This window comes from Vibrio gazogenes, from assembly GCF_002196515.1.
In the GTDB taxonomy this organism is placed as follows: Bacteria; Pseudomonadota; Gammaproteobacteria; order Enterobacterales; family Vibrionaceae; genus Vibrio; species Vibrio gazogenes_A.
The window spans coordinates 510,814-522,625 of record NZ_CP018835.1 but is presented as its reverse complement, the minus strand read 5'-3'; the positions used below and the strand labels follow the sequence as shown (position 1 = coordinate 522,625).

Here is an 11,812-nt window from a genome sequence, read left to right as displayed (position 1 = left end):
TAAAAGAGATGTTTCGTTACATTTTTCAGGGTCAAACTCAAACAGATACGACCTGCAGCTATATGAATTCGTTGGGTATGACTCAGGAGCAGATCAAGGCGGTTTTGCAGCAAAAGGATTTTGAGGCGGCTCAAACCGTCGTCAAACGACAACAAGCTTACCGCCTGGAGTCAGACGCGCTCTTTATGGCGTGGCAGTATGAGCAAACTGAAGCCAAAGAGACAGCTTGGCGAGATAAAGTTGCTGAGATTAAAGCCCGTTATCCCCTACCATCAGCATCGTAACTAACCGCCTCAATCAAGGCATTTTTTGTACCCCAATCCCAGCCTAGTGCTGGGTTTTTAGCGTCTGGCGTATGAGGTCCAAAAAATGAGTGAGTATAAGACAAATACATAATCAAATGTCAATCACAGAGCGACTTATATCATGTCTATAGAGCAAAAAATCGCAGAATTGCAACAAGTATCTGCTGAACAAACGGCAGCTTCTCAAGCTGTCGTGCAGGAAGTATCTGGCAAAATGGCGGCCATTGATGAAAAGGTCCATGACTCGATAGCCAAGGTCGAAAGCACATATGACCAAAAAGTCAACGGCTTAACCATTATTGCCACAGACGGCTATCGTAAAGCGATCGAGCATAACTCAGGCGGTCGAAACACGGTTATTTATGATGCTCAGGGAAATCCTAATATCATGTGCGTTATTCCGCGCTTCAACGTTGAAGACCTGGGATTAACGGCGCTTGAGCTGGGTACAGGTGTCCATCCGGCATTTGTAACCAACGGAGTGCCTCGCGGTGAAATCCTCGTCGGCAAGTATCTGGCATCATCGGCAGCAGGTGGCTCCGCCGTTATCGGTGGGTCACAGCCGCGAACCTGGGTTGACTACGACACGGCAAAGCAGCTTTGCACACAGAAAGGCGACAACTGGCACCTGATGTCGGTTCATGAATCGGCTGCGATTGCGCTCTGGTCTCTGGCTAACGGTACTGTACCTCGCGGCAATACGAACTATGGCCGCAGCCATGAAGCGAAGTGGGAAACCGCTCGCCGTGACGACAACGGATTGCCTGGCGACGCTAGCGGCAACGGACGAACCGATACAGGCAAAGGCCCCGCAACGTGGAATCACGATCATACCGAGTTCGGCGTATGTGATCTGGTCGGTAATGTGTGGGAATGGATTGACCAGATGAAATTGGATGACGGCCAGATCCTGACCACGCTGGATAACAATCCGGCAGTTGCTGAGGTGAACTGGCATCGTCACCCAGCCTATTTTGATTCGACATCTGACAATCAAAGCGGCGGACATATCTACAACGGTTCACCAGTGCTCAGCAACGCAGTAACCAAGCGTAACGGGCCTGCTGACAACGATAGTAACGACTACCCGTACATGGATAACCCGCATTTTGCTGCAATCTCAAAGTCGGCTGGGTATTCGCCTAACGAGCTGTTGCGTCGATTGCTCATAGAATCAGCAACCACGACGACAGTTGGTGGTGGGCTCTGGTGTAGCAACTATGGTGACCGATTCCCGCTTCACGGAGGCTACTGGGGCGATGGTTCGGTCGCCGGGCTGGGCGCGCTCAGTCTGGACTATGCGCGGTGGAACTCGTTCGTTAACGTCGGTTTTCGTCCCGCTTTGTTTGTGTAACAGGAGTAAAAGAGATGTTTAGTTACATTTTTCAGGGTCAAACTCAAACAGATACGACCCGCAGCTATATGAATTCGTTGGGTATGACTCAGGAGCAGATCGAGTCGGTTTTGCAGCAAAAGGATTTTGAGGCGGCTCAAACCGTCGTCAAACGACAACAAGCTTACCGCTTGGAGTCAGACGCCCTTTTCATGGAGTGGCAGTATGATCAAACTGAAGCCAAAGAGACCGCTTGGCGTGATAAAGTCGCTGAGATTAAAGCCCGTTATCCCCTACCATCAGCATCGTAATTAACCGCCTCAATCAAGGCGGTTTGTACCCCAATCCCAGCTAGACGCTGGGTTTTTAGCTTCTGGAGGCCGCTATGACAACTCAAACATCAAAGTCGGCAGAGCGTCTGACATATGAGGTCCTTTCGCCATACCTATAGCGTCGATTTGCTTCCCTGTGAAGCTGAATTTTTAAAACTGGATGGCAAGGTGGAAGTAGTGCTGACCACTCAACAGAAGGAGAAGGCGAATGCCTGATGCTGGAATTGACCCTTCTATCAGTGGTGCAACTGCACCCGAATTGAATGCAAATGCTGTCGAGGCAAGCGCTGTTATTCCAGCGATTGTTGGACATGGTTAAATCAATATGACTGGCTATTCAGACCATTACAATATCACTATTTTAGCCATCAATGCGAGAGCAACACTATGAGTGAAGACATAATTAAGTTAGTGATCACCCACAAAGGCCTGGAAGAGTGTATCAGTGCCAAAGCAAAGGGAATCAAATTATCATTAAAGTGGGTATCAGCTGGTGATCGTGCCTATACCCCAAATCCTGACCAGGCGACTTTGCAGAATGAATTGCAGCGAGTCGAATTTGGTGAATATAAAGACATGGGGCTTGGTCAGATCCAAGCCATAGCTAAGTTTAGCGGTGAGCTCGAATATCCAATTCGAGAGTTAGGGGTCTGGCTTGAGTCAGGAACACTGTTAGGGGTCATCTCTGCCCCTGATACAACATTGAACTACAAAACGAAAAATGGCCATTGTATTCAGCCGTTTACACTGGACTTGAGTGTTCTTCCAAGTGACACAGTTACAGTGGTGGTCGGTATGGAGAACTTCAATATCCTTATCGATGATGAATTTGCTCAGATGGCGAAAGCTCAGGTGGATACCATGCACCGGCAAATTCTTCAGGAGTTCCGGATATTGGAGTTGGAAAACAAGTAATAAAGGATCTTAGTGACTCAAAGAACTGCCGTTTTTTGAACATGTCACTCATTTAAGCAGCAGCGTATCAGGCGCAGTTCATGGAATAGCGCCAAACATTACGTGATATTCCACAACACAACAGCGACCCGGATGCTGTTGTACGGTCTGAAACCAACTATCTAACCAGCGCCGAAATCAAGGTGCTTTATCCTCAAATAGAATGAAGGAGTTGTTTATGTTCGCGCAAGAACTTGCAGCATTAACGGAATCAGTGAATGCAGTGACAGAAGCCGTCACAGGAAAAATCGGGCAGATTGACCAGCGGATGATGTTGGCTGAAGCAGAGTTCAAGCAGTTTTTAACAAACGCTGATGAACGTTATACCACACGGGAAGGCACATCCGTTGATGTTTCTGGAGAGGAAGATAAATTCTATCCGGTTTATATTCCTGCGGCACAATGGGGTATCACAGAATTACAAATTAGTCGGAGTTTGCACGATGACCGAGAAGGAGCCGGTGCACTAACCGCTCGGTACTTATTACAGAATAATGGCTGGGGTGTTTTATTTGATGTTTTACTGGTTGATATATTTGGACATAAATTTAATGAAATGACACCAGATGCAGTTAAAACGGATGGGTTTATTGCTGATTTTATCAATGGTAGTGCTTATGTTCTGGGGGCGATATTTTGGTTGCGTGGGGGGCACCGTTATTTAATTTCATCGACCAAAAAAGAATTTCAGCAAGTGATTACGCATGATGAACTTATTACAACAAATATTTTTGACCATCATAATATTCGGGTATTCAAGTCTGGATTTGATATAGATATCGGCGAATCTCATATCGTGACTGAAGTGAAGACGTCGCGTAATCTGGATCATATACCGACGTTGGAATATATCCGAGGACTATGATTCATCTCAGCCCACTTCGCTTCACAATGATGAACATCTTTATTTAGCAGCCATCCAGACTGCTGCCATTGACAAAATAACTCGTTAGGTAACAAATATGAGCACAGAAACCACAGCAGAAGTGCTAAATAGCGTGAACCGATTGACTGAAACAGTCACTGACAAAATTGCTGAAATTGATGCTGCAGTAACAAATGCAACAACAGAGGTAAAAAATACCATTGTAAATCAGACTATCGTAAGGGTTTATGTCGATGCTGAACATGGTAATGACAATAATGACGGTATCTCGGCACCCTATAAGACACTTAAAGCGGCACTAGCGCGATCGATGCCATACCAGTCTTCTTTGGAGATTAAACTCACATCAAACATTGATATTACGTCGGAAATATGGTTCAGCGGTCGACATGTCGTGATCGATTTAAACAAACACACCCTGAACTTCTCGTCGATCAATGTATTTGATCGAAGTGGTACACTGGTCGGGACAGGTGTTGCGTCATTAAAAGGAGCACGAGAGACCTCTCTCGTCATCCATAATGGGGCAATAACGACAGGCGACGCGATCTCCAACCAAATGGGTGAACAATGGTTCTATCAGCGTGGTCGTGTCATGCTCCAAATGGGTGGTATCGTTAGCAACCCTGGTCTCTATACGGTGACGTTAAACCAATTGACCATTACTCTTGGCCAAAATGTTATAGGGTTGAGTGGTGGTAGTGATGGTGCCAATGTTTACTCTGGACAAGGGATGATTCATTCAACAATGTATGAATCATCAGTTGATGTCTCGGCCACAAATTCAAAAATGTTTGGATATGGAGTGAATATTCGTAATGATACATTTATTGATAATGCAGGCAATACGATCACAGGAACAGCAGCATGAGCAAGATGATAAAAAACTGGATCTATAACGGTGTTCACTTGATGAACTTTCCTGTATCAAATACGGATGAAAACGGTCAGAGAATGAACCAATCGTTATCCTCAGCGTTTCTGACCGCTGCCTATCAGCAAGAGCGCTGGTCAGAAGTCCGTGCGGAGCGTAATACGAGAATTGCGGCAACGGACAGCATTTATATGCGGCATAGCCGAGAGCTATGGACAGGAAAAATTGTTGATGATGCAGATAACCCGACAACGCTGTCATCAGGCAATTTAGCCAAATTGAATGATTATGTTCAGACGCTCGCTGATATTCCGCAACAATACAGTGATCCTGATGCAGTTGTCTGGCCGTCATTTCCTGAGTTTTGATAGGTAACATAAGCAAAAACTGAAGTGCCGCGAAAGCGGTTTTTTTGTACCCGAATCCCAGCCTAGAGCTGGGTTTTTAGTTTCTGGAGGCCGATATGGCAACCCAAAAATCAAAGTTGGCAGAGCGTCTGGCGTATGAAGTTCTTTCGCCATACCAATGTCCGAATCATCGGCACTGGTATCAGAAAGGCGACAGCGTCGATTTGCTTCCCTGTGAAGCTGAATTTTTAAAACTGGGCGGCAAGGTGAAAGCTGTGCTGGCCACTCAACAGAAGGAGAAGGCGAATGCCTGAGATTGCATCATTTGTGCATAATGGTATTAGTGTCGAGAATCATCCCGCACCACCACCAATGGGGCCTCTGGGCAACATCGTTTTAGGTGTCGTTGGGACTGCCCCCAATGCTGATACATCATTAACCCAAAATACACCGATTCGTATTGCGAATATGGCTGATGTCGCAAAACTTGATATGACCGGGGAAGAAAAAGGGACGTTGTGGCGAACTTGTTACGAAACATTCCGTTTGGTGTCTGTGCCGATCTATGTCGTGATTGTTGAAGAAGGCCCAGAGCTGTCGGATACGATTAACAATGTGATTGGTAAGGTTGATGCAACCACTGGTCAGCGAACCGGGATTCAAGCCTTGGCCGATTGCATGGAAACACCAACACATATCAGTGCGCCGGGATTTAACACCAAACCGGTAGCTGATGCTTTGGCTGCTATGGGGAAACGTTTATTTGCGATTCCTGTCGGTGATGGTCCGAATACCAATGACAACGAGGCCGTTGCCTATTCACAAAGTCTTGGTGGTGAAGGAACCGGTTATGAATCTTTCTATCTGGTTGACCCACAGGTCTCAGTTTACAGTCAGGCGGCAAAAGGCAATGTCTCTTTCTCTGGTGCTGCGATTGCTCTGTCTTGTTTCGCACGAGTCAAAGCATGGGAAAGCCCTGCGAAAGGGGGAATGGGTGCATTGATCAACGGTACGGCCCGGACGATTGATTACAATATTATGGATAAATCCACCAATGGGGATTTGTTAAACCGTAACGGCGTGTCCTACTTCGCTCGGACATCATTAGGTGGTTTCTCACTGATCGGTAACCGCTGTGTTATGGGGCGCTTCGTCTCTCAGGTCGGTCTGGAATACGCCATTGTGCGTAAGTTGGCCAAGACGGCCCAGAGCGCGATGGCAATAAATTTGAGTAAATCCTTCATGGAGCAGGAAATCACCAAACTCAATGTTTGGCTGAAATCACTGCAAGCGGATGAAACCGTGATGGGTGCTCAAGTCTATCTGCATCCGACACTCAATAACGTTGAAAATTACCGCAATGGCGAATGGCATATTGCTATTAAATATTACGGCTATGCGCCGAATGAACATATGGTGTACCACATGATTGAGGACACCGGTATCGTTGAATCATTTCTTGAGGAGGTCCTTTAATGGCAGGCCAACGTTCACGCATTACTCGTTATGCAATGATTAAGGGGCATCCGTTAATCAAAGAGCTAGACGAATTTACCCCACCAGAGATCAAAAAGGTCATGCAAGAAACCCGTGGTGGTTCTTTCATTCCCGGTGAGATCATGGTTGGTCTTGAAAAGATGCATAGTAAGTGGAAAGTCAAAGGCGCCAACCAAGCGCTTCTATCTGCTTATGGATTAGCCCCTGGAGAAGATTGTCAGGTTGATATCAAAGAATCCCATCAGGATGAAGATGGCAATAGTTTTGCAATCGTTTATAGCCTGACTGGGGAAATTGTCTCCGTGACTGAATCGGCTAGCAAAATGGGGGAATTGCCGGATCACGAAATGGAAATGGCCGTTAATGCATATAAGAAAACTGAAAATGGCAAAGTCATTTATGACATCAATCGTAAGGCTCAAATTCTCAATCTGGGCAATGGCGATCTGATGGCAGTTCATCGCCTTAATGTCAGTATAGCCTAAGTTCAGGATTGATTTTTCTGGAATTACTACCAATCAGGCCCCTTTCGGGGCCTTTTTTATAAGGTATTTTTGAGGAGAGCTTTGCCCTATGTTGCATATTCACAATCTAGTTTGGCCCATTGAAGATGATAAGGGTCAACAACTAAATCACGTACAAATTCATACCATTACCGTCGGGCAACAGCGAGAGCTCAGCCGAAACCATCAGCATGATGACAATCAATTGCTCTGGGAGTGTGTCTGTTTGAGTACCGGATTGACACCATCTGAATTGAAAAAGTTAGTGACCCCTGATTTTAATTCGATTCGAGAACACGTACTGGAACTGATGCAATCAGGCGCTGCAACATTTATGGCTGATGAATTCAATCGTGATGAACCCACATTACTGATCCCGATTCAAGGCGATGATGGTCAGGAAAAAACGCACTATAAATTGCGTCCACCAACGGTGGCGACTACTGAACTGATGGAAACCCATCAGGATGAATGGGAAAGAACGCTGTTCATCAGTGCCAGTTGCTGTGGTTTTACGCATCAAGAGCTGATGCGCTTGAGTCTGCCAGACTGGAATCAGCTTCAAGAGCGGCTCATCGATTTTTTGCAACAACCGGCGGACTACTTTCGCCAAGAGATGTTGAAGTCCTGACGGATGTTATCCCACTGGTCTACCACGTATCCCCGAAGGAGATCATGGATTGGCGTATTGATGACGCGCTGCGTCGTTACTATTTGGCTACGGCAAAACTGGGGATTAAGAAGGGATAAGTCATGGCTGATTCGAAAATAACGCCCCAAATGGCGGGGGCTAACCGTCAAAGCGAGATATCGCTCCGCGTTGATCATTTGCAGATGCCCAATTCTGGTGTTGTACCTTCAGGAGAAACAGATCTCAAAGGTGAAATGACACAGTTGGTCAAGCAAGTGAAAACGGATATAAGTTCGGCGCTGAAACCAGTGTTGGCAGTGGGTAAACGTGTTGTTGCATCTGAACGTGCATTTGCCGATGTTAAAAAATCAGTGCACTTTTCCAATGACCAAGAAGCCAATCAGTATCAAAGCGATATGATGCGTTTGGCAGGTGATCTGGGTTTAAAACAGGAATCTGTTGCTCAAATTGTGAGTGATGCAGCCCAATCCGGCATTGAAAAAAATCAACTGCTGTCATTTGCTCAATCGGCGGCAAAAGTCGCCGTTGTATGGAATGTCTCGGCAAAAGATGCAACGGCAACACTTGCGCATTGGCGTGCTTCAATGCAGCTTTCACAACAGCAAGCGATGGGATTGGCGAATGCAACCAATGCCTTGAGTCATAGTATGGGGGTGAAGGCTAAATCTGTAGCCGCAGTCGTGACAAAGCAAGGGGAAGCAGGGACCAAGGCTGGCTTAAATGTTCAAGAAACAGCGGCATTATCAGCCAGCCTGCTTACCAGTGGCTCCACTGAAGCACAGGCCAGTGAGGCCATCAGCAATATTCTTGGATCTCTCACCGCAGGGAAAGCGAAAAACACGCAACAGAAAGCAGCAATGACAACGCTTGGTATCGAGCCCGCCGCTTTAGCTCAACGGATGGAAGCAGATGCCCGAGGAACCTTGCTTGATGTTTTCGACCGCTTGAAAAATATTTCGCCTGATCAACGCGAAGATGTTGTTACGGATCTATTTGGTGAGAAATCAACAGCCGCGATCTTAAAGTTAGTCGGGAGTCTGGAACGGGGAAATAAAAGCTTAAATGCAGCGTTCAAACAAGTTGATAACAAAAGCAACTATTCAAATAGTATCGACACTGATTATGACATATTCGCGAAAACGTCTGCTCATCAGTTGGCACAGCTCCGTGTACGTTTTGACCAAATATCTGTCGCACTAGGTCAGAGGTTGTTACCGATTGTGAATAACATGCTGCCGCCATTGCTCAGTGTGGTCGATAGTATGAATAAATTCGCTGAAGCGAACCCCAAACTTGCCACCGGTTTATTGGTTGCGACAGCGGCTGTCATTCCATTACTCAAAGCTGGTTCTGCCATTGTTAAATTCTCTCAGTTGATGAAGGGCGGTGGTCAGGATCGTCTCAAAGTCGATCAAAAGAATATCTTTGCTGCCGGATTGAATAAAACTCGTCGAGCAGCCAAGCGAGCGACATTGCAACTAGCTCGTTTGAATCGAGAATTGAATCGACTTGGATCACAATCATTGAATGATTCCGGTGGCAGTGATTCAGGCGGTAGTGATGGCGATGAATCACGTCGCAAGCGTAAAAAACAGCCTCGGAAACGGCCTCGGAAACGACCCCGTATCCGCAATGCCGGAGGGTTACGTCGTCAAACTGCTCGCTTTGCTCGGTGGATTGCCCGAACGCCTCAAATTGTTGGTTCTATGTTCAGCGGTTCAAAACTGAAGTCCGGCCTATCGGGTGCCATGTCAAAAGTCGGTAGTGTATTTAAAGGCGTGGGCGGTGCAGTGTTTAAAGGTGCGGGCAAGTTATTTAAACCGTTAGATATTGCGCTCAATGGCGTCAAACTGGTTTCTGCTCTTGCCAAGGGCAATAAAAAAAAGATAGCAGGGACTGCGGGAGATATGCTTGGCGGGATGGGCGGTGCAGCAACAGGTGCAATGGCTGGTGCTGCGATAGGATCCGTTGTTCCAATTCTTGGAACCGCTGTGGGGGGATTAGTTGGTTCTGTTGTGGGCGGACTTGGCGGTAGTAGTGTTGGTCGCTGGTTGGGAGAGAGTTTTAACTCTCTGCTCGGTCAAGATAACGACAAAAAAAGCCCCTCGAAGCAACAGAGCGGTATGTCGCTACGTTCCATCAGTGCGCTCGCTATGGGCGGTGGTGCACTTCTGCCGCTTGGGATCTCCTTCGGTGAAGTTCTGGGCGATAAAATCATGGATTGGTTTGGTGAAGATAAAACCGACAAAGCAGCGCCTGCAACTGTTGCAGAGCAGAGCAAGCAGTTAGAAAAATCTTCTCAGCAACAAATCAATTTTGCCCCTGTCATTCATGTTACACCATCGGGGAATCCAGCTTATGATCAAGGGTTTAGTACGCAGCTGTTAGAGCAAATGAAAGCTGAGCTGAGCCCGATCTTGCTCGGAAATAATGATGTTGCAACTCGGGCTGATGCCAGTCTTCTAGACAGGAGTAATACATGAAAGAAATGATGTCATTGGGGGGGTTTGCTTTCTCGTTAAGTAATCATACGCCTTATGAAGGTTTACAGCGCACCAGTAATGGGGGATGGGTGACTGTCCCCCGCTATGGTCAGAAACCAATCAGTCAAAATCTGGGTCAGCCTTTGGACAAAATCAGTATGACTGGCACTTGGTTTCATGGGGAGGGTATGAAAAATATGCAGGCGTTGAGACAGTTACAGGCTCAGCGCAAGCCTTTGGTTTTAATGGATGGATACGGGCAATCCATGGGCCAATGGGTCATCAAAGTATTGCAAGAAAAACAAGACAGAGTCATTGATGATGGAACCGCCTTTGTGGTGGGGTTCTCCATTGAGTTAGAGGAATATGTGAGTTAGAGGACGATGCAGATGACTACCATGCTCAGTCGTGACGGGGACTTAGTCCCACAATTATTATGGTTATCATTGGGTCGGGATGATGATGAAGCGGAAGAGGCGCTTTATATGCTCAATCCTGGTCTAGAGCTTTATGGGCCAGTGCTTCCAGCTGGTATTACAATCAAGTTACCAGTCTTACCCGAGCTGATGCCAACGACGGTGGTGAACATATGGGATTAGGCAGTATTCCTCAAGTTCGAATTAGTGGCCCCGGGGAGAAAATTATTAATTCACGGTTAACCTCTTGGGAGCGGGTCGATGTCTCTTCTGACCAATCTGATGTGATCACGCTGCATGTTGATACGGCTGGTCAGACCGGGTTACCAAAAGAGGGGGCCGAATTAATATTTTCTGAAGGGTATCAAGGCCAGTTAGTTCATAAGGGCAAGTATAAAATTACCCGCATCTCTCCGCGATTATTTCCACCAACCGTGACGATTGTTGCAACTGCAGCGCCCTTTCAGGTTCAAGATAAAACGGGGTTTAAAGAACGCCATACACGGACATTTACTGCCATATCGCTGGCTGAGATCTTCCGTCAAATTGTGACATCACATGGTTTTAGTCCGAGAGTGGCATCGAAATTTGAAACCGTATGGTTTAAACACCTTGATCAGATGAACGAAACGGATAGTGCATTTTTATCCCGTCTGGCGAAGCGTCACGATGCGATTGCTAAACCTGTCGATGGGTTATATGTTTTGGCAGAAAAAGGACAGACCAAAACAATCACAGGCCAAGATGTACCTTCAGTGACTGTTGATGTTTCCGATAATAATCATCCTTCAGATTTCAGAAGATTTATCAATTGCCAGCTTGAATTGGCGAGCCGGAGAAATGTTTCGGGTGTCAAAGCCAAATGGATTGAGAGTGATACTGGGCTTGAATATGAAGTGTTTTCAGGCAAGGCACCTTTTATGGTGTTGCCACAATCTTATGAAACGTCATCTGATGCTCAACAGGCATGTGATAATGAACTGCAGAAAATCATGCGTGAGAAAGATAGTATCCGTATCGATCTGCCCGGTGACCCCTATTTAGTAGCAGAAGGCATACTCGAACTCAATCAATCGTTCCCCTCGGAAATGGTTGGTCAATGGTCAATTGACCAAGTGACTGCCCGTGGCGATAGTTCTGGTGGTTATCGTTGTGCTGTTGTTGCGACGCGACCCGTAAAGCGGGCTGAATAAGCGTTTGTTTGTGCATTGCCATCCATTCAGTTGTCCC

15 protein-coding genes are annotated in these 11,812 nt (G+C 46.5%); all 15 read left to right on the top strand.

The window, feature by feature from the left end; genetic code table 11:
- Positions 1-8: 8 nt before the first annotated feature.
- The 15 genes from BSQ33_RS02275 (at position 9) to BSQ33_RS02205 (ending at position 11,775) form a co-directional block, all read left to right on the top strand.
- Complete coding sequence (locus BSQ33_RS02275) at positions 9-284, top strand: hypothetical protein (protein ID WP_088133169.1); 276 nt, start codon at positions 9-11, stop codon at positions 282-284.
- 142 nt (positions 285-426) lie between these two features.
- Positions 427-1,659, top strand: coding sequence for an SUMF1/EgtB/PvdO family nonheme iron enzyme (locus BSQ33_RS02270; protein WP_232471946.1), 1,233 nt, complete (start codon positions 427-429; stop codon positions 1,657-1,659).
- A gap of 14 nt (positions 1,660-1,673) precedes the next feature.
- Positions 1,674-1,949, top strand: a complete 276-nt coding sequence (locus BSQ33_RS02265) for a hypothetical protein (RefSeq protein WP_021021783.1) — start codon at positions 1,674-1,676, stop codon at positions 1,947-1,949.
- Between the two features lie 408 nt (positions 1,950-2,357).
- Entirely contained in the window at positions 2,358-2,885 is a 528-nt protein-coding gene (locus BSQ33_RS02260) for a tail fiber protein (protein ID WP_021021785.1), read from the top strand.
- Positions 2,886-3,102: 217 nt separating this feature from the next.
- Positions 3,103-3,789, top strand: a complete 687-nt coding sequence (locus BSQ33_RS02255; protein ID WP_021021786.1) for a hypothetical protein — start codon at positions 3,103-3,105, stop codon at positions 3,787-3,789.
- Between the two features lie 97 nt (positions 3,790-3,886).
- Complete coding sequence (locus BSQ33_RS02250; RefSeq protein WP_021021787.1) at positions 3,887-4,681, top strand: hypothetical protein; 795 nt, start codon at positions 3,887-3,889, stop codon at positions 4,679-4,681.
- Positions 4,678-5,052: a phage tail assembly chaperone gene (locus tag BSQ33_RS02245; RefSeq protein WP_021021788.1), complete on the top strand. Its 375-nt coding sequence runs from the start codon at positions 4,678-4,680 to the stop codon at positions 5,050-5,052. The genes BSQ33_RS02250 and BSQ33_RS02245 overlap by 4 nt, the downstream gene beginning before the upstream one ends.
- A gap of 95 nt (positions 5,053-5,147) precedes the next feature.
- Positions 5,148-5,345, top strand: a complete 198-nt coding sequence (locus BSQ33_RS02240; protein ID WP_021021789.1) for a hypothetical protein — start codon at positions 5,148-5,150, stop codon at positions 5,343-5,345.
- Complete coding sequence (locus tag BSQ33_RS02235) at positions 5,338-6,507, top strand: phage tail protein (protein ID WP_072958476.1); 1,170 nt, start codon at positions 5,338-5,340, stop codon at positions 6,505-6,507. Before BSQ33_RS02240 ends, BSQ33_RS02235 begins: the two co-directional genes overlap by 8 nt.
- Entirely contained in the window at positions 6,507-7,013 is a 507-nt protein-coding gene (locus tag BSQ33_RS02230) for a phage major tail tube protein (RefSeq protein ID WP_072958473.1), read from the top strand. Before BSQ33_RS02235 ends, BSQ33_RS02230 begins: the two co-directional genes overlap by 1 nt.
- Before the next feature lie 88 nt (positions 7,014-7,101).
- Positions 7,102-7,662, top strand: coding sequence for a phage tail assembly protein (locus BSQ33_RS02225; RefSeq protein ID WP_072958471.1), 561 nt, complete (start codon positions 7,102-7,104; stop codon positions 7,660-7,662).
- A gap of 122 nt (positions 7,663-7,784) precedes the next feature.
- Positions 7,785-10,166, top strand: coding sequence for a phage tail tape measure protein (locus tag BSQ33_RS02220; protein ID WP_088133167.1), 2,382 nt, complete (start codon positions 7,785-7,787; stop codon positions 10,164-10,166).
- A complete protein-coding gene (locus BSQ33_RS02215) occupies positions 10,163-10,543 on the top strand; it encodes a phage tail protein (RefSeq protein WP_021021794.1) in 381 nt (126 codons plus the stop codon). The genes BSQ33_RS02220 and BSQ33_RS02215 overlap by 4 nt, the downstream gene beginning before the upstream one ends.
- Positions 10,544-10,555: 12 nt before the next feature.
- Positions 10,556-10,765 carry a tail protein X gene (locus tag BSQ33_RS02210; protein WP_027694413.1) on the top strand — a complete coding sequence of 70 codons (210 nt, stop codon included), beginning with the start codon at positions 10,556-10,558 and terminating at the stop codon, positions 10,763-10,765.
- The gene (locus BSQ33_RS02205) at positions 10,756-11,775 is read left to right on the top strand and encodes a contractile injection system protein, VgrG/Pvc8 family (protein WP_088133166.1); all 1,020 of its coding nucleotides are present in this window, start codon (positions 10,756-10,758) and stop codon (positions 11,773-11,775) included. Before BSQ33_RS02210 ends, BSQ33_RS02205 begins: the two co-directional genes overlap by 10 nt.
- Positions 11,776-11,812: the final 37 nt, after the last annotated feature.